Here is an 18,705-nt window from a genome sequence, read left to right on the forward strand (position 1 = left end):
TCGAATCAAACGACCGGTTCGGCTCTGCGGACTTGAAGATGTGGGTTTCTGCCTTCTTTGGCACAGCTTCCGATTGGTGACACGACTGGGATGGACTATCGTGGAGCGGCAAACTCGATGTTGATGTCCTTGCCAAGATAATTTACCTGGAAGCCTTGCTTGTCGTACGCCATGACGGCGCCCATCACGTTTTCGTCTCCATACTCTTCGCGGCCTAACAACTTTCGGATGTCCTCCGGACTCTCGCTATTGAGCACGTTGCGAAAGATACCTCTGGTCTTGTACGCGAACCGGTTATTGATGAACAGGAGGTCGACCTTGCCGTCTTGAATACGCACTCCGGCCATTGGACCGGTGGGTTTTCGCTGATCGAGCAGGAAGATGAACGTCGCTTCCTGTTCGGCCTTGATTCCGGAAATCTTTTCGTTCACGAGCGTTTCAACGGCCTTGGATTCCGAGTCGCCAAGTTTGACGCCGAACAGCGAGACGTCAGCGCTCGAAAAGGCCGTCGGCTCCATGACATCGTTCTTGCTTAATTCATACGGCTCGGCGTGGGCTGAACCGAGCACTGCCAGGACACTCGCCAGTAGGATGATGGCCATCCATGCTCCAGGTTCATTTGTCATGGCGTTTAGCGTTTCTTTCTTAAGGGTCCGGGATTCGATAAAGAAGGGTTCTGGTGGATTTTGGAAGGCATGGGGGACATTGTAGCCAACATGTCGCTAGACCTGCAAGGAACGCGATACATGAAAGGCCGCTGGAGGGGATTTGTTGGATGGATATCTATCTTGGCATCACGATTGCGGCTTGGCGTCCAGCAACATCGCCCCAAGTTCACGAAGTCGGTAAAAGTAGATCTGGGACTGAGGGTCCAGTCCTTCTGTCAGTTCATCGAGATCGCCTAAACAGTCTTTCACGATGGCAATCCGTTGGTCATCGAGGCCATCGGAACTATCGAGGTAGTAGACCACACAGCCGCTGATGACCGTATCGATCGTCATCAATTGTCCCTGGTGCGGGCTCGAAAACCGAGGCCAACCGTCGGCACAATGCTGTTCCCACGCAGTAGTGATCATGTTTCGATCCACGAGTACTCCTCCTCTTCTCTATGGGGCACGCCAGCACCCTAGCGTACGTAAGAGCGGAGGGGCAAGTATCCAATCAAGAGGACCCGAGGGAACAGTGTGGGAAGTCACAGGTCAGGGATACAATCCACGCTGGAGATGCGCCTGGGCCACTTGGTCAATCCCGCTCATGAGCGCCGCCATGCGCATGGACACCCCGCGCGCAGTCGAAAAATGGAGTGTCCGTTGAAAGGCGGATGTGATGATGTCTTGCAGACGATGCTGAATGTCTGTCGCGCTCCAGAAAAAGCGCTGAAGGTCTTGCACCCATTCGAAGTACGAGACGATGACCCCCCCGGAATTCGCAAGGATGTCGGGGATGACGAATATGCCTTTGTCGGCGAGGATGCGGTCGGCTTCCAGCGTTGTCGGCCCGTTCGCACCTTCGGATAGTATCCGACACCGTAAGGAATGGGCGTTCTTGCTTGTGATCTGTTCCGAGAGAGCAGCAGGCACCAGGACAGTGCAGTCCAGTTGAAGCAATTCTTCATTCGTGATCGCCTCCCCAAGCCTGGTGTCATGCAGCGGTTCACCGGGGGTGCGCCGAAGGAGCTGTGCGATATCCAACCCCTTGTCGTTGTAGAGACCGCCATTGACATCACTGACGGCGATCACCCGTGCCCCCTGTTGTTGCATGATGCGGGCGGTGTGTGAACCGACATTTCCAAATCCTTGGATCGCCACGGTGGCATTTTCCATTGGCAACCTAAGGTGGCGAAGCGCTTCTTGGGTCACATACACGACTCCGCGTCCCGTCGCTTCTTCTCGGCCTAAGCTCCCCCCGATCGAAATCGGTTTGCCGGTGACCACTCCGGGAACAGCGAAGCCGACTTGTTGGCTGTACGTGTCCATCATCCAGGCCATGATCTGGGCGTCGGTTCCCACGTCCGGGGCCGGTACATCCTTGTCCGGACCGATCAGTGGGAAAATCTCGGCGACGTATCGCCGTGTCAGCCGCTGTAACTCGGCGGGTGACAGCCGCCGCGGCGCTACTGCGACTCCGCCTTTCGCGCCTCCATAAGGCAAGCCGGCCAACGCGCATTTCCACGTCATCCACATCGCAAGGGCGGCCACCTCACCAAGATTCACGTCGGGATGGTAACGCACGCCTCCCTTGGAGGGGCCGCGTGATGAATCATGTTGAACCCGGTAGCCGGTAAAGACTTCCACGTGCCCATCGTCCATCCGAACTGGAACGCTCACGACGAGAGACCGCTGGGGAAGTTTCAGCCGTTCGCGAAGGTTCGGGTCGAGGTTCATGGCCTCCGCCGCCTGATCGAACTGAGCCACTGCTAGGCGGAAAGTCGGTGTGTCAAGTTCCTGCATAAGGCTCCCCTGAACAAACGCCCGCCATCGCCGTACCCTGACGCGTCATGCAGCCGTTGATCGGTTGCAGGTGAACACCGCCGCAAAGGCCAGAGCAAGGCACTGTTTGACCTCCTCAACCGGAACTGCTGTTTGGCGTACTGCCGCCATGGATGTCACACGGCAATCAGGAAATCCGCAGGGATGGATCCGTTGGAACGGCGTGAGATCCAAATCGACATTCAAGGCGAACCCGTGCAATGTCACGCCGTGCTCGATTCGTATTCCCACGAAGGCGATTTTTTGAAGCTCAGGTCGCAGGATCCACACACCTGGCTTGCCCGTGATGCGAGAGCCGGCAATGTCCCAATGGGCGAGCGTCTGAATGATCACCTCTTCCAGCAACCAGACCAATTGCTTGGGCCCGGCAGCATGGCGATCAAGCTTGAGCACGGGGTAGACGACAATCTGTCCGGGGCCGTGAAAGGTCACCGATCCGCCACGATTGACGTGATGCAGTTCGGCTCCATCCTCGCATAACGCGGATTCACTACCTCCCCAATCTGACGGCTTGGTGCGACGTCCGAGCGTATAGACGGGTGGATGTTCAAGAATCAGAACCGTGTCCGGCCGGCGATTGAGGAGACGTTCCCCATGCAAGCGAGACTGTATTTCCCAGGCTACGAGATAAGGGACCGGTTCTGGAAAGAAACGAATCGCATCCGTCTGAATGTGGAGAAATTCCAAGTGTGGGGACGTCGCGGTATTCGCGTCGATCACGGGATTACACGCTCAAGGGGACAGATCCATCCATCAAGATGGCTAACGTCCATCAGGATCAATTCCAAAGGTCGCGGTCGTGGAGAAGCACAAGCCCGCATGGTTTGGATATTGTTGCATACTTCACCGACAGAGGAAAGCCGGGTTACGAGAGGAACGGTATTCCCCCCGCAACCCGGTATATTCGGTAACTACTTGATGGCGGCGAAAAGCTCCTTGATCGCAGGAGTCTTCAGCTTCTTGAGCGCCTTCGCCTCGATTTGGCGAATACGTTCGCGTGTCACGGACAAGCTCTGACCGACCTGCTCCAGAGTGCTGGCTTCATCATAGCCGATTCCGAAGCGGAGCCTAATGACGGTTTGCTCGCGAGGCGTGAGAGTGCTCAGAATTCGGTCCAGTTGTTCGGTCAGTTCACTCCGGTGGACATGTGCATCGGGTGGAACAGCTTCCTGGTCCGGAATCATATCCCCGAATTGGGTATCGCCGTCACCGATTGGAGTTTCCAAGGCCACCGGTTCCTGAAAGGCGAGCACTGTCTCGCGGAGTCGCTCCGGTCTCATGCGCAACGCATGGGCGATCTCTTCCAAGCGGGCCGGTCGTCCAAACTGTTGCCCCAGTCTCCGCATCACACGGAGGATTCGATGCGAGGCTTCCGTTTGGTGGACCGGAATGCGAATCGTTCTCGATTGGTCCGCCAACGCCCGGGTGATGCCCTGCCGGATCCACCACGTGGCGTAGGTGCTGAACTTGAATCCCTTTCGGTACTGGTATCGTTCGGCCGCTTTCATCAGGCCGATATTGCCTTCCTGCACGAGATCCAGCAAGCTCAACCCTCGACCGGTGTAATGTTTAGCGACATCCACCACCAAACGAAGATTGCACCGCACGAGTTCATCTTTGCCCTCCTCCAAGATGACCCTGGCGGAGCGGATTTCATCGAGCAATAGGTTCAGCGTCTTGGCGGTGCCCGCGACAGGCTTGAAGTCTGAATCCGACTGATTGAGGGTGGTGTGTAAGGCCTTCTCGGCACTATCCAACGCGGTCGCCGAAAGTCCGCTCAACCGTCTGACTGTTTGCAGGACTTTCACGCTCTCTGCAACAACGGGTGTACGTTTGGATTTGAACAAGACTCGTACGGCCTGACGAAGAGCCGCCCGAATGCGCCTTGTCCCATGGTCCACTCGTTTGGCGATGGCAGTTTCCTCTTCCCGCGTCAGGAGCCCTCGTTCGCCGAACGATCGGAAGTACAAGGCTTCCAAAAGGAACGGGCTGGCCCCGCGGCTCATGCGCATGGCCGGTTGAGGTTTGGCGTCCGAGTCGGACTCCTCGGCTTCGACACGGCTCATCATTCCCAGCATGCCGCTGGCCTTGGCGTCATCGGCATCGACATCCGGGACGAAAGTTTTCTGTATCTCTATATCTTCTGACACTCGCAGTCCATCTTTCATCGTGTCACCTTTTGCTCTGGTTGAACATCGTACCTTGTTTGAGCCTTATTCAGCGGAAAAGATTCAACCGAGTCCAGATCTGTACTCAGATACGAAGCAAAAGAGATGCTGGATTCAAGATGAGAAAAGACGGGTGAAATCAGCTCGAAAAATCAGAAAGATTAGACGGGGCTAATGAGGAAGCACGGGAAGAACTGTCCCACTTATGCGGCATGTATGTAGGATCGGCATCAGAATTCAGGCTGAAATGCCACACTATTTATTGGAAAAGAGTCCTTTGATGAAAGGGGCCAGGGTGTCGATTGGAATGGGGAAAATGGTCGTCGAGTTTTTTTCCGCCGCAATCTCGACGAGTGTCTGAAGGTACCTCAGCTGAAGCGCGGCAGGGTTTTGACTGATGACGTCGGCGGCTTCCGCAAGTTTCTGGGCGGCCTGGAATTCGCCCTCCGCGTGGATGATCTTGGCGCGCCGCTCTCGTTCCGCCTCAGCTTGTCGGGCTATTGCACGTTGCATATCTTGCGGAATATCCACGTTTTTCACTTCAACGGCCGCCACCTTGACTCCCCAGGGTTCGGTCTGTTGATCGATAATCCGCTGCAGTTCGGCGTTGATGTCATCGCGCTTCGACAGCAGGTCGTCGAGCTGACTCTGACCGAGCACGCTGCGCAGGGTGGTTTGTGCCACTTGTGATGTGGAATACAAATAATCCTGGACGGCGAGGACGGCCCGTTGAGGATCAACCACACGAAGGAAGATGACGGCATTCACCTTCACGGAAATATTGTCCCGGGTGATGACATCCTGGGAGGGGACTTCCATCGTCACGGTCTGTAGGTTGACCCGCACCATCTGTTGGAGGACCGGGACGACCAGCCGAATGCCCGGACCTTTCACCGTCTGAAACTTGCCCAGTACAAATACCACAAGCCGTTCATATTCCATGACGCGCTTGAAGCTCGCATAGAGCACGGCGCCCAGCAGGACTAACGGCATGAGCAATGACATATTGGCTCCTTATCTTCGGTCGATTTATCTGTTGGTCGGGGCCACCTTTACGGTCAGTCCCTCAATCCCCAGTACTTCTGCGGGTTCTCCCTGCCTTATCGGGGCATGGCTCACTGCCTCCCAGATTTCTCCATGTAGCGTAATCTGACCGCGAGGATTGAGGTCGGTCTTGGCGATCCCGATCGAGCCGATCATGCCCTCTGCTCCCGTAACCGGTCTGCCGCGGGTACTCTTGACGGCTGTCCAGGCAATGATTCCAATCAAGGATCCGAGCGTCATGACTGTCGGCAATAAAAAGGATAGAGACACTTGCAAATACGGTGCGTCGCTCTTAATAAGCAACAAACCGCCCAACGTCATCGCCGCCACGCCGCCCAGCGCGAGCAACCCATAGCTGGTGACCGAAATTTCGAGCAGGAGGAAAACCACGCCGAGCACCACAAGAAGCGCGCCCGCGTAGTTCACGGGAAGCGACTGAAGTGAATAGAACGCCAAGATCAAGCTGATGGCGCCGATGATACCGGGCAGGATGGCGCCGGGGCTGTAGAGTTCGGCCATAATCCCGATTGTCCCAATGGACATGAGAAGGTAGGCGATATTGGGATCGCTCAAGATCTTGAGCAGTTCCAGGCGAGTTCCCATCGGGAATTCACGGAGCGTAGCGGTCTCTTTCGGGAGCGTGATTGATCCGTGAGGAAGAGCAATCGTTCGTCCTTGGAGGTATTTCAATAATGTGGGGATGTCTTCCGCGATCACGTCGATGATACGGAGTTTTAAGGCTTCTTGCTCGGTCACGGAGACGCTTTTTCGAACTGCGTCTTCGGCCCATGAGACGTTTCGTCCACGCTGTTCGGCGATACTTTTGATGTACGCGACCGCGTCGTTTTCCACCTTCTCCTTCATCGTGTTGTCCATCTCACCGCCACCCATCGCCACCGGATGTGCGGCTCCGATGTTGGTGCCCGGCGCCATGGCGGCCACATGGGCCGCCATCGTGATGAAGACACCTGCCGAGGCGGCACGGCCTCCGGAAGGAGCGACGAACACGATCACCGGAATAGACGAGGCTGTCATGTCTTTGATCATCAAGCGCATGGACGTGTCCAGTCCTCCGGGAGTATCGAGTTTTAAGATGAGGGCTTGTGCACTCGATGATTGGGCCAACGCGAGGGCATCGTGCAGATACTCCGCTGCGACAGGATTAATGACCCCTTCGTAGTTTGCGACGATGATGTCTTCGGCGAGCGCGGGGCAGGTTAACAGCATCAAACACAGGACCAATCCTGGACCCACAATCGGTGTTGTGAGCTTATACATGGGTGAAAGTGTCCTGTGTTCACCATCACTGTGGAAACGATCAATGATGAAAAGATCTTACGAGCCACTTGCTACCCTGTCAAGGAAGCGGCCTGGTTGCAAACCACGGAATGAACCCCCTAGAATGCGCGGCATGTCTTGCTTTGCCAATGGTGAACGTATCCATTTGGTCGACCAAAAAAGACGGCAGTACGCGCTCACGTTGAAAGCCGGCGAGACGTATCAATTCAGTGGACAGAAGATTGCCCATGATGCGCTGATCGGACGTCCCGACGGATCTATCGTCACTCTGTCCGGCGGCAAGAAAATGGTGGCGCTCCGACCCACGTTCGGGGACTACGTACTTAAGATGCCCCGAGGGGCTCAGGTTCTCTATCCCAAGGATTTGGCACTGATTCCAATGTGGGCCGATGTGTATCCAGGCGCCCGTGTGTTTGAGGCTGGCACAGGGTCTGGGGCATTGACCATGGCCTTGCTGCGGTCGGTTGGGGCGAGAGGAACGGTCGTGACCTACGAGGCCAGGGAAGACTTTGCGCGGACCGCCTTGACCAACATTGAACGTTATTTGGGAGCTCCACCCAATCTTGTTCCGTTGCAACGGAACGTCTATGAAGGGATCGAGTTGCTAGATGACGGGGTACCGTTCGATCGTGTCGTGCTTGACTTGCCGGAACCATGGCAGGTCGTCCCGCATGCAGCCAAAGCCCTTCGATCCGGCGGGATCTATCTGAGCTTTGTCCCTACCGTTCCGCAGGTCATGCAAACGGTGGAGGCACTTGAACGGACGGCCGTGTTCGAGATGATCGAAACGTTTGAGACCCTGTTGAGAACCTGGTCGGTGCAGGGTAGAAGTGTGCGTCCGGATCATCGCATGGTGGCTCATTCTGGGTTCATCACGGTGGCTCGTAAGGTCGAACCGGGGCTCCTGGGGCCAACGACTGAGAGAAAAGTATCTGCGGATGGAGGCCAAGAAGACACGGACGAAGCGGAAGAGGAAGGGAGCGTATGAGTAGGTTGGAAAGCAAGGTAGCCGTGGTGACGGGAGGCAACGCCGGGATCGGCGAAGCGATTGCAAAACGGTTTGCCGAAGAGGGAGCTTCGGTTGTCATCACGGGGCGCCGGCAACAGGAATTGGATCGGGTGGCCAGTGTCATCCGACTCAATAAGGGAAAGGTATTGGGGGTTGCCGGTTCGGTGACGGACGAAGTCCACGTGCAGGACGTGGTCCGTCGAACGCTTGATAGTTTCGGGCGGATCGATGTCCTCGTCAATAACGCGGGAATCGGGGAGTTTGGAAAGAAGCTTCACGAGATCGAGGATGCTGCCTGGGCGCGCGTGTTTGATATCAACGTGACCGGCGTATTTCGTATGACGCGAGCCGTCATCCCTCACATGCAGAAGCAAGGACGAGGCTCGATCATTAATATTTCGTCAGTTGCCAGTTTAGTAGGTCTTTCCGGCTTAACGGCTTATACCGCATCCAAAGGCGCACTGGATGCGATGACACGCGCACTGGCGGTCGAATATGCGAAGGAAGGGATTCGCTGTAATGTGGTGAATCCGGGACTGATTGATACGCCGATGGCAGCTCCCCTGATGGCCAATCCCGATATGCTCCAGCCCATCCTTGCCCAATATGCCATTCGCCGCCCCGGGACGCCGGAAGAAGTGGCAAATATGGTCCTGTATCTTGCCTCGGAGGAAGCGGCCTGGATTACCGGGGCGACGTTTCCGATTGACGGGGGCATGACCATATATAAAGGGTAAATATTGCGTCAATCAGCAGGAACGACTTCCCGTTCCAAGTGGAGAGTAAGTGAAGAATGGACATTGACGCGCACACACAGTTTTGCGGAGTGATCGGCAATCCGGTGGGTCATTCACTGTCGCCTGCCATTCACAATGCCGCGTTCCGCAAATTAGGGCTCAACTATGTGTACCTTGCCTGGCAGGTGGAAGCGATTGGCGATGCCATCAAAGGGCTTCGCGCACTGGGGAACTTCCGGGGAGCGAGCGTGACGATTCCTCATAAGGTGGCGGCGATTTCCTTTCTTGATCAGGTAGATCCGACGGCACAGCGAATCGGTGCGATCAACACCATTGTGGCCGAAAAGGCTGCGTTGACCGGGTACAATACAGATGCGACGGGTGCGCTAAGGGCGTTACGGCAAAGCGGCGTCGAGCTACAGGGCCGACGCATCGTCGTCCTTGGCTCCGGAGGGGCCGCTCGAGCGATCGCCTTCGTGCTGTCAGCGGAATCCGGTGCGGAGAAATTGACATTACTAGGCATTGATGATTCCGAGCGGACCAGTCTGGCTCAGGAGGTCCGCGCTGAGACAATGTTGACGATCGAGGATTTTCACCTTGACGAAACCACCCTTCGGCGAGTACTTCCCGACGCGCACGTGCTCATTCATTGCACTCCAGTCGGCATGTCTCCGAAAATCGATGTTTCTTGTGTCCCGGCTTCGCTTCTCCATGCCGATCTCTCCGTTATGGATATCGTCTATAATCCCCTCGAAACGAGATTGCTGAAAGATGCAAAACGTGCGGGGTGTAAGACGATTGCCGGGTTGGAGATGTTTCTCAATCAGGCTGTCGCTCAATTTGAGCTCTGGACCAATCAATCGGCTCCGGTTGATGTGATGCGCATGGTCTTGGAATCCCGCTTCCGATGAATGTGGTCTTGATCGGCTATCGAGGTACGGGAAAGAGCACGGTCGGAAAGATCCTGGCGGCTCGACTCGGACGTGTCCTTGTGTCGACCGATGCGGAGATCGTGAAGTTCGTCGGTCAAAGCATTCCGGAAATCGTCGAAACAAATGGGTGGGAATACTTCCGTGAGCTCGAAACCAAAGTGTGCCAAGAACTGTCCGGCCGGATAGGGTTGGTGATTGATACGGGTGGGGGAGCAATCCTTCGACCACGAAATGTTGAAGTGTTGAAGGAAACCGGAAAGTTGTTCTGGTTGACCGCCTCGGTGAACACCATCGCAAAGCGTATCGGTCAGGACTCACAACGGCCTTCCCTTACGGGATCCAAATCTTTCGTGGATGAAATAGAAGATGTTCTTTGTGAGCGCACACCGAAGTATGAAGCCGCTGCGGATTATGTCATTGAGACGGACGAAAAGTCTGTCACGCAAGTAACCGATGAGATTTTGGCACGACTGTAGCTGTCTGAACGACTCAACCTTGACAAGTCTTGCCAGAACGTGATTGATGTACCCATCTGCGCCCGTAGCTCAGTTGGATAGAGCGCCGGGCTTCGAACCCGTAGGTCGCAGGTTCAATTCCTGCCGGGCGCACCATAGATTCAAGGACTTACGCCGTCGCTCCTCTCGCCGACCCCTCGGACTGTGCTAATTTTGTGCTAACCCGAGCCCGCAGCCGATCCAGGACCTCCGCGCCGCCCCCCAGGCTCTCCGGTTATGGTGCCCGTAATGCGGCAATTTTCATAAGCCATTAAGATCCATCCCGGTCTGCACAAGATCCGATAAAAATCGATGTTGAAGGTAGCCTTCGCTATGCCGGCCAGGTAGATCTGCTTGAGGAGCTGATAGACCGATAAGCGATCTCTTCGGTGAACATCCGCCCCATCATGAGGTCATGGACCTCATCGATTGACGGCGAATCATCGGTTTCGTTCTATGCCATGTGCGGGACAGGACGTTATAAAGTAGAATGAGCACGTGACCATAACCATCAAAGAGCCAACGGCTCGTAGGCCTGAGATTGGCCACCGGATCGACCTCCACAGCGCTAAGCACAAGCGTATCCCAGTCAGATAGACTGAGAAGTCGGAGGGGTTGGAACATGTGGCCGAGCATCCGGAGAACCACAATAGGTGAGGGGAATGATGACGAAGTGGCTAACGAGAGAGTTGAGTATCTGCTTGTTCTTTCTCATGTCAAGTCTGCCGAGTGCCTGGGCGACATCGAACGATATATCGGGCACTGACGGACCTACGGTGGTGGAAACGTTAGAATTTATCAAGGATACATGGGAAGCCTGTGCAACGATGCACAGTGGTCTGCAACGGATGATAGCGAAGGATGGATCACTCTGGCATATGGACAGGATGGCCAAGGTGGAAGTGACGGTTATGCCTCCGTCAGCTCTGAGGATTGTCACTCGCTTGAATGAACGAAGGAAATTAAGCGGGATATTCGGACTCCAATCGCCGGTAGAGAGAATTCAGCAGTTTGAATTGAATGCACTGTCTCCGGATGTGCTCCCGGAGCGAGAGGGTGAAAACGTCAATCTCTATGGTATTCGGCTACGCTGTGCCCGTGGAGCATGTGTGACCGAATGGCTGGCGTCACTTGCAATACCAGGCAAACCCAGGCACGACTTAAAAACCGGTAAATTAGAAGTCACCAGTCTTGAGGAGCTTGTGTACGAAGATCGTCCTCCAAGGGACAAACCGGGCGAAAAGAAGGGGGAAGCGTATATTCCTGTCTGCGACGTTGCAACTTTGGAAAGTCTTTCGAGGGCCTTTACCCATGCCATTGTCAAGGCTGGCGGGAAGAAGCCGTTGTTCTAACCACCGGATGAACAAGGTCTAATACAGATAAGGAACAAACCTCTTGAGAGAGTTGAATGATATCCGTTGTGTCGTATACCGCCATGATCCAAGCACAGGAGACTAGCTGTCGAATTCCTGTCTTGATTTTCAGTCATCTGCCTGTGTAGCCTTCCCATCAGTTGTGTTGTCCGAATCCAGCGAACGTGGCCTCGACCAGATGGAGAGCAATGATTATTCCCCTAGATGGGCAGTAAGATAAATTAACACATTATATCAATATGTTAGGATTGCATGTTCTGCAGGTTATTCCGCTAAAGCCGGATAGACCTGTCAGTAGAACTTCACTAGTATGACGCTCATGCAGAGAAGAGGTTATCCCGCTCAGATGTTTCGCCGATACAGAAAGCAATCGACGTTCGGAGCGGTATACTGTGAACAGAAGAAGCGGTTTGCTTGGACCAGACAATGTCCCTGTTGTGGGAGACCACTTGAAAAGACGGACCCAATGAGCCCGTGGATCTGTGAGTGTGGATGGCGCAGTCAATGATTCGAGCAAGCAGAGGGAGGTACCATGATCCCCGTTTTGCACGACATGAGAGCAGCATTCTTTCTCGTGATCGCACTAGCCATGTTGTTGTTTATCTGTGCGCTGGCTGGTTTAGGAGCCGTGCTGCAACCGGCCCGTTGGTCTGAGCGAAAGAACTATCGCTGAACGAACGAAGGGCAGTGCGCATACTCGTAGCGTGGTTAACTGCTTCCCTCTCAACATCGGTTTTCTTGTTTCTCCTCGACACTTCAGTGCTCTGCCTATTGAGTGAACCCTCATCCTGAGCCATCTCGTCAAATATTGGAAAATATTAGGCATCCTTCCACCGATCAGCTAAGCTCCCGGTAAGACAGTAGTTTTAAACATCAGTGCTATATTTGTTCGTGCAGAGGAGGCAAGGCAGGCTCAGCGTAAGGTCCTCGTTTCATTGATGTACAGAAAATAGCTAGAGTCAGTTGATCAAGATGGAACTGGGAGGAGAGAGTCATGAATAGAGGAATGACGAAGTGCGGAGCCGTGGTAGTGCTGGGATTCGCTTTGTTGGCAACCCAGGGCTGTAACACAAAATGGCTCAAGTCTGAGGGCCAAGGGGGATCCGGAAGCGGGAGTTCATCGATCCCGAATATGTCGCGCGGAGGTTCAAGCGGTGAACTGAGCGGTTTCTCCCGTAATCCATCAGAGGAGCGGCTGGCGCAAGGCGGATATTCCGCGGCACTGAATCCATCAGGGTTCAGCGCGCGTCAGCGTGCCGAACTGACAAGAGAAGAGAAGGCGGCGGTGGAGGCGGGGTTGCAGGATGTGTTCTTTGGATATGATCAATGGACCCTGTCGGATGCAGGCATGGAAGCGCTCAATCATGATGCGGCGTACCTCAAGGATCATCCAGGATCTCTGTTGAAAATCGAAGGGCATTGTGACGATCGAGGCACTACCGACTACAACATGATTTTGGGCGATAAGCGCGCCAAGGCGGCTCGGAACTATCTCGCGGAAATCGGGGTGAATCCAAGGCAAGTCGCAATCGTATCGTATGGGAAGGAACGCCCCTTTTGCTTCGAGCGAGATGAAGCTTGTTATCAGCAGAACCGCCGCGGCCACATGCTTCTCACGACCAAATAGTAGGATGCTTCATCATGAAGTGCCATCCGCGGGCGGCATAGAAATGTTTTTAACGATCTGCGGCACCACTTCAGACCGGCGACGCTGAACGAGGAATCCTCCGTGAAAAAGCTCGGGTCTCTCTTCAAGTCAGACACCCTTGATCAAACTTCCGCTAAACCTCGCTCGCAGGACCGTCGAATCCAGCCGAGATTCACGACGCAGTTTCGAAGCACCTTCTCCGGGCAGAAGCAGGAAGGACAGGGGCGAACTTTGGATATTTCCGCCGGCGGTTGTAAAATCGAAAGTGACATGAAGGTGGAGCAAGGTGCGAAGTTCGAATGCCGACTCCACATTCCCGGCCTTGATTGGCCGCTGCGGGTCGATGAAGCCACCGTACGCTGGATTGACGGCAATAGTTTCGGGATTGCGTTTTCGCGTATCGCTCCAGAAGAACTTGCGAAGCTCAAGACGGTCCTGTCCGAACTCGAACAGGACGAATAAGTCTTTCCCTTTCGCTCTCAGGCACCCACCATCCGCCTTCTAAGGACTTCCTAAGTTGCCTCAGTGTGATTCCGTCGAACTCTTCGCTCGGTGGTCTCGTGCATTCGCATCGTGCGTAGCCGAAACATGGTTGACATGGCCACCGTAACTGTCAGAAAGTACGGAAAGACTGATGCCGGATTCTAAAAAGTCTCGGCATGAGGACAAAGAAAGGAGTCGGGAGTGGAACAGAGGTATGCAATCACCGTGAAGTTTTTGGTCGATGCCGATTCGGCGGAGGATGCAGAAGAGATGGTCGAAACCGCCTGTGAAAAGGCCTCGGCCTCGTTTCCGGAAATGAGTTACGAAGGGATTGAGGATATCGAAGAGGAAGAAGAGGAGTAGTCGGCCTTCAGCCGCTGAACGCATTCCACACGTCACTTGATCAATCACACAAATGGGCGACGAATTAGCATCAATCTCTCCTGAGAAAGAAGTCGCTATTCTGGCAGGGGGCTGTTTTTGGTGTCTTGAGGCGGTGTATGACCAGGTAAAAGGGGTGGAATCGGTCGAGTCCGGCTACATCGGAGGTCATCTGGACCACCCCACATACGAAGCCGTGTGTGGAGGGCAGACCGGTCATGCTGAAGCCGTACGTATCACCTTTGATCCTCGGGAGGTCTCCTATAAGGAGCTTCTCGAAATTTTTTTCGTCATTCATGATCCCACGACGCTCAATCGACAAGGCAACGATACGGGAACCCAATATCGTTCGGCCATTTTCTACTGCGATCCACTACAACTCCAGACGACCGAGACCTTGATCAAAACACTAACTGACGAGAAACTGTACAATGCTCCAATCGTCACTCAGGTCGTGCCCGCCGGACAATGGTATGAAGCGGAGCCCTATCATCAGGAATATTTTGCTCGAAATCCCTTCCAAGGGTACTGTCAGTTTGTGGTAGGTCCAAAAGTAGCCAAGTTTAGAAAACAGTTTGCCCACCGCCTCAAATCATAACCGCACTCACTCATCGAATAGTCCGACCAAAACCTCCCGTACCTTCCCAAAGACCGCCGGTTTCTGAAATACCTGATGAGGTTGGATCATCACTTCGGTATGCACAGGACAAAAAGGCCATTCGCCGGACGGATTGCCTTGGACTTGGGCAATGATTGAGCTGTCGGCGTCGGTATCTGAGATATGGATGACAATGAGAGGACTGTTCGGATCGAGTAAACACGTGTTGTCTGCAGGCTCATGACCAGAAGCCATATGCTGGATTGTGACTTGCTGCTGTCCCTGCGAGAAGACCGTATCGCCTTCTCGAATGGGACCTGTCGGAGCGAACGAATACAAGACAAGAGGAGCAAGCAGAACAATCAATGCCGCCAGGCCGATCGACCAAAGCGGCGGTTCGGTATGGGTTTGATCTGGAATTGACAACACGTCCGTACTGCAGTTTTTCAGGCGCAGCTTGACTCATCAGCTGTAGATTCGTCCTCTTCCATCACTTGACCGATTTTACGGTTCCGGCCGCCAGCTGTTTGAATAGGACGACTATCTCGTGTCGATCTGGTCCGAGTAAACGGCTCAAAAAGCTTTTCCGTGATGGAGCCACTGCCGTGGTCGGTTCGAAATACAGCGTTGTTCGCTGTGGGGCAATGGGTTGCAGCGGAGCTGAGCGACCATCGAGCGTAGCTCCGATTCCTGGATCCGGCGCATAGTTTGCCGGCGAGCGATAGTTCCCTAATATGAGATGCAGCTCGTCGCCGTTAATGAACAGCCCGCCTGAGGTTACAAGCATTCCCCCTGAAGCTATTTCAAGGAAAGCGGCCTTTTGACTGGTTTGACCGAAAGTGACGATCTGATCGGATTTCGCCGTCTTTAAACCTTCGGCCAAGAACGGAGCAAAGAAGCTGATTTCTGCTTCATTGAACGCCGGGTGCTGCCGCGGTTCGTCACCTTTAGTCGAAAGGGACAACGACCTCAGGAAGCCGGGCGGCTCTTCGATCATCACACCGGACAGGACCGCAATCATCTCATCTGTCGTGATGTCGGCCGGGTGAGCATGCCCTCCTCCCACTGTACGATTTACTTCTAGCCGGACAAAACGTGATGGATCGTCGAATATGGTCATGGTTGGAAAAGATCGATGCTGGCAGGCGATAAGGGAAAGCAGCAGAGCGACGCCAGAGAGAAGAATCACACCAGAGTTTCTTACGCGATCCATCCTTTAGCGCCCAGGGGGGCTATGCTGCCTATCTACAGTTATGGGAATAAGGCATCAATAATATTACGGTGCTGTAAATCCGCTTGCAAGTCTCCAACTTTGTACTGTTTAAAGTATAAACGATCGCGATGATCCATTTTTAACAGAATCGGAGATGATTTAACAAACTTGTTACAAGTCTGTAAAAACGCGTTAACGCTCATCCGATACTCCTTTCGACGCTATTGGAACAGGACCGACTAAACGGAGGTAATCGAATGAAGAGATGGGTTCTTGCAGCGATCCTGTGTGTGATTGGTCTTGGGTTATTCGTGAAGGCCGATGTGGCTCAAGCCAGAGTGGAGGATCTTCTCTACGAGAAAGGACAGATCACGAAAGAAGAATGGCTCAAGCTCAAAGCCGAGCATGAAAAAGAAGAGGCGATCGTTCAACAACAGTCAGCGATCAAACACTGGTTCGACAAGATCAGCATACGAGGCTATGTGCAAGCTCGCTATAGCTATCTTCCTGGAGATAAATCGATACGGAGCGAGTACGACAACACCATTCGCGATAATACAGGCTTTGCCTTCCGCCGCGTCCGCATCGTCTTTTCAGGCGATATCACGGATTGGCTCTCATTCTATATTCAACCGGAATTTGCCGGCACTGTGCCGGGCACGACCGGGGATCAGAGTAATAACTTTGTCCAACTTCGCGACGCCTATACCGATATATTTCTGCCCGTACCCTTCCTCTTTTTAGACAAAAAGGAATTACGGATTCGAGCGGGGCAATCGAAGGTTCCATTTGGGTTCGAAAATCTCCAGTCCAGTCAACAGCGGCTTGCCTTCGACCGAAGCGACGGAATCAACAGCGCGGCAAATGGCGAGCGCGACCTCGGATTGTTCCTCTATTACACACCGAATGAGACCAGAAAACTATTCCGAAGACTGATCGATTCGGGTCTCAAGGGGTCTGGAGACTACGGCCTCTTAGGCATTGGGGTCTACAACGGCCAAACCCTCAATGTCTCGGAACGAAATGACAACAAGCACGTCGTCGTACATGCCACCTATCCCATGGAATTACCCTATGGACAAATTATCCAGTTCGGCGCGGATGCATACCGTGGAACGTTCAATGTGGGAGCTCCTTCAGGCACCGGTCTTCCAGGGACTCCCGCACTTGTCAATAACGGAAACATTCTCGATGAGCGAGTCGGCGTGCATTTTGTATTGTTTCCTCAACCGATTGGTTTTCAAGCGGAATGGAATTGGGGCCATGGTCCTCAGTTGAATGCTACCCGAACAGCCATTGAGGAAGGTTCCATTCAGGGCGGCTATGTCCAAGGGATGTATAGATGGGTTGTTAATGATTGGAATACCATCATCCCTTATGTACGGTATCAAGAATACAGCGGCGGAAAGAAGCACCGGACCAATACACCGTTCAACGTGGTCCGCGAATGGGAAATCGGGATGGAGTGGCAATTCACCAAGGCTCTGGAGTTCACGATCGCCTATGCCAGAAGCAGACGCACTGATACGCAGACGGCGCCTTACCTTATCCGTGAGGGGGATATTGTCCGGACTCAATTGCAATATAACTTCTAACGCTGGCGACCTTAAAGAAGCCGTAAGTCGGCTTCTTCAAAGTGTCCGTATGAACAACAGAATTGGGAGATGTAACACCGTTGTAACATCGCGGTAACACCTGCGTGATGCCATGGGCATAGGATCTACATAAAAGGACCAGGATGAGGAAAGGAATACCTATGGAAAGATCATCTATGAAGAGCAGCCTGGGGGCACTAGCCCTCCTCGCGACGCTTGCATCAGGGCTTTCATCGGTCTATGCCGATGATGCAATTGTGTTGGATCCGGCTTTAAAAGGCTACGTCAAAGTCACCGGTGTATCCGGTAATGTCAATAGCATCGGTTCAGATACGCTCAACAATCTGATGACGCTCTGGGCCGAAGGGTTTCGTAAGCAATATCCCAGCGTCAAGATTCAAATCGAAGGGAAGGGATCGAGCACTGCACCTCCGGCCCTGATCGAGGGGACTGCGCAATTGGGGCCAATGTCTCGCGCGATGAAAAATACCGAGATCGATGCCTTTGAACGAAAATTCAGATATAAACCGACCGCGTTTCCGGTCGCTATCGACGCGCTGGCCGTCTATGTCAACAAGGACAACTCTGTCCGAGGATTCACGATGGCCCAAGTCGACGCGATTTTTTCGAAGACCCGTCGATTTGGCGCTCCGGCAAACCTCGAACGGTGGGGTCAGGTAGGAGTGAAGGGCGAAGTGGCGGATTTGCCGATCAGTATCTATGGCCGTAACTCAGCCTCCGGTACCTACGGATTTTTCAAGGAATATGCGCTGAAAAACGGCGACTTTAAGGATGAAGTGAAAGAACAGCCTGGCTCGGCATCCGTGGTGCAAGGTATCACGGAGGATCAAGCCGGTATCGGGTACAGTGGGATCGGCTATTTGACATCAGGAGTGCGGGCCATCCCATTAGCTGAAAAAGAGGGTGCGCCTTTCGTGGAGCCGTCGCAGGCCAATGCCCTGAACGGGTCCTATCCACTCTGGCGACATTTGTTGATCTACGTCAATAAAGCGCCCAACAAGCCGCTTGACCCGCTCGTGAAGGAGTTCATCAAGTTTGTGTACAGCAAAGAAGGGCAGGCGATCGTCATCAAGGACGGGTTCTTCCCTCTTCCGCAATCCGTGATTGAAAGAGAATTGGCAAAAATCGAGTAGGCCTCAGTCAACTGTCCGGAACGGATCAACCGTGACATGCTCATGGTCGCTCACGATCCAGTGAAACATGCAAGTCGGATAACAAAGC

At 53.8% G+C, this 18,705-nt stretch carries 19 protein-coding genes and 1 tRNA gene; 11 read left to right on the plus strand and 9 right to left on the minus strand.

The window, feature by feature from the left end; genetic code table 11:
* Positions 1-95 precede the first annotated feature (95 nt).
* The 7 genes from A4E19_07095 to A4E19_07125 all read right to left on the minus strand — a co-directional run bounded on the left by A4E19_07095 (position 96) and on the right by A4E19_07125 (position 6,979).
* Positions 96-602: a hypothetical protein gene (locus A4E19_07095; protein OQW33103.1), complete on the minus strand. Its 507-nt coding sequence runs from the start codon at positions 600-602 to the stop codon at positions 96-98.
* 192 nt (positions 603-794) lie between these two features.
* Complete coding sequence (locus tag A4E19_07100; GenBank protein OQW33104.1) at positions 795-1,088, minus strand: hypothetical protein; 294 nt, start codon at positions 1,086-1,088, stop codon at positions 795-797.
* 111 nt (positions 1,089-1,199) lie between these two features.
* Complete coding sequence (locus tag A4E19_07105; protein OQW33105.1) at positions 1,200-2,450, minus strand: glutamate dehydrogenase; 1,251 nt, start codon at positions 2,448-2,450, stop codon at positions 1,200-1,202.
* A gap of 45 nt (positions 2,451-2,495) precedes the next feature.
* Positions 2,496-3,209 carry a hypothetical protein gene (locus A4E19_07110; GenBank protein ID OQW33106.1) on the minus strand — a complete coding sequence of 238 codons (714 nt, stop codon included), beginning with the start codon at positions 3,207-3,209 and terminating at the stop codon, positions 2,496-2,498.
* Between the two features lie 191 nt (positions 3,210-3,400).
* On the minus strand, positions 3,401-4,657 hold the full coding sequence (locus tag A4E19_07115; protein OQW33107.1) for a hypothetical protein: 1,257 nt from the start codon (positions 4,655-4,657) through the stop codon (positions 3,401-3,403).
* Positions 4,658-4,912: 255 nt separating this feature from the next.
* On the minus strand, positions 4,913-5,662 hold the full coding sequence (locus A4E19_07120; protein ID OQW33108.1) for a hypothetical protein: 750 nt from the start codon (positions 5,660-5,662) through the stop codon (positions 4,913-4,915).
* Between the two features lie 24 nt (positions 5,663-5,686).
* Entirely contained in the window at positions 5,687-6,979 is a 1,293-nt protein-coding gene (locus tag A4E19_07125; protein OQW33109.1) for a serine protease, read from the minus strand.
* A 133-nt stretch (positions 6,980-7,112) separates the two neighbouring features.
* Here A4E19_07125 and A4E19_07130 point away from each other — a divergent pair, with 133 nt between their 5' ends.
* From A4E19_07130 to A4E19_07170, 9 genes are all read left to right on the plus strand, one after another.
* Positions 7,113-7,988, plus strand: coding sequence for a tRNA (adenine-N1)-methyltransferase (locus A4E19_07130; GenBank protein OQW33202.1), 876 nt, complete (start codon positions 7,113-7,115; stop codon positions 7,986-7,988).
* A complete protein-coding gene (locus tag A4E19_07135) occupies positions 7,985-8,746 on the plus strand; it encodes a hypothetical protein (GenBank protein ID OQW33110.1) in 762 nt (253 codons plus the stop codon). The genes A4E19_07130 and A4E19_07135 overlap by 4 nt, the downstream gene beginning before the upstream one ends.
* A gap of 56 nt (positions 8,747-8,802) precedes the next feature.
* A complete protein-coding gene (locus A4E19_07140) occupies positions 8,803-9,657 on the plus strand; it encodes a shikimate dehydrogenase (protein ID OQW33111.1) in 855 nt (284 codons plus the stop codon).
* Complete coding sequence (locus A4E19_07145) at positions 9,654-10,154, plus strand: shikimate kinase (GenBank protein ID OQW33112.1); 501 nt, start codon at positions 9,654-9,656, stop codon at positions 10,152-10,154. Before A4E19_07140 ends, A4E19_07145 begins: the two co-directional genes overlap by 4 nt.
* A 58-nt stretch (positions 10,155-10,212) precedes the next feature.
* Positions 10,213-10,289 (plus strand) — tRNA-Arg (locus A4E19_07150).
* Positions 10,290-10,834: 545 nt separating this feature from the next.
* Entirely contained in the window at positions 10,835-11,524 is a 690-nt protein-coding gene (locus A4E19_07155) for a hypothetical protein (protein OQW33113.1), read from the plus strand.
* Positions 11,525-12,539: 1,015 nt separating this feature from the next.
* Positions 12,540-13,172 carry a hypothetical protein gene (locus tag A4E19_07160; GenBank protein ID OQW33114.1) on the plus strand — a complete coding sequence of 211 codons (633 nt, stop codon included), beginning with the start codon at positions 12,540-12,542 and terminating at the stop codon, positions 13,170-13,172.
* Positions 13,173-13,274: 102 nt separating this feature from the next.
* Positions 13,275-13,655, plus strand: coding sequence for a hypothetical protein (locus tag A4E19_07165; GenBank protein OQW33115.1), 381 nt, complete (start codon positions 13,275-13,277; stop codon positions 13,653-13,655).
* Positions 13,656-14,091: 436 nt separating this feature from the next.
* On the plus strand, positions 14,092-14,655 hold the full coding sequence (locus tag A4E19_07170) for a peptide-methionine (S)-S-oxide reductase (protein OQW33116.1): 564 nt from the start codon (positions 14,092-14,094) through the stop codon (positions 14,653-14,655).
* 6 nt (positions 14,656-14,661) lie between these two features.
* Here the strand turns inward: A4E19_07170 and A4E19_07175 are convergent, their stop codons facing one another.
* On the minus strand, positions 14,662-15,084 hold the full coding sequence (locus tag A4E19_07175) for a hypothetical protein (protein ID OQW33117.1): 423 nt from the start codon (positions 15,082-15,084) through the stop codon (positions 14,662-14,664).
* Between the two features lie 61 nt (positions 15,085-15,145).
* Positions 15,146-15,844, minus strand: coding sequence for a hypothetical protein (locus A4E19_07180; protein ID OQW33118.1), 699 nt, complete (start codon positions 15,842-15,844; stop codon positions 15,146-15,148).
* Between the two features lie 281 nt (positions 15,845-16,125).
* On the opposite strand from A4E19_07180, the gene A4E19_07185 reads away from it, so the two are divergent.
* Positions 16,126-17,463 (plus strand): hypothetical protein, encoded by a 1,338-nt coding sequence (locus tag A4E19_07185; GenBank protein ID OQW33119.1) that lies wholly within the window; start codon positions 16,126-16,128, stop codon positions 17,461-17,463.
* 176 nt (positions 17,464-17,639) lie between these two features.
* Complete coding sequence (locus tag A4E19_07190) at positions 17,640-18,617, plus strand: phosphate-binding protein (protein ID OQW33120.1); 978 nt, start codon at positions 17,640-17,642, stop codon at positions 18,615-18,617.
* Positions 18,618-18,705 lie beyond the last annotated feature (88 nt).

Origin of the sequence: Nitrospira sp. SG-bin1, assembly GCA_002083365.1 — a bacterium.
Lineage (GTDB): Bacteria > Nitrospirota > Nitrospiria > Nitrospirales > Nitrospiraceae > Nitrospira_D.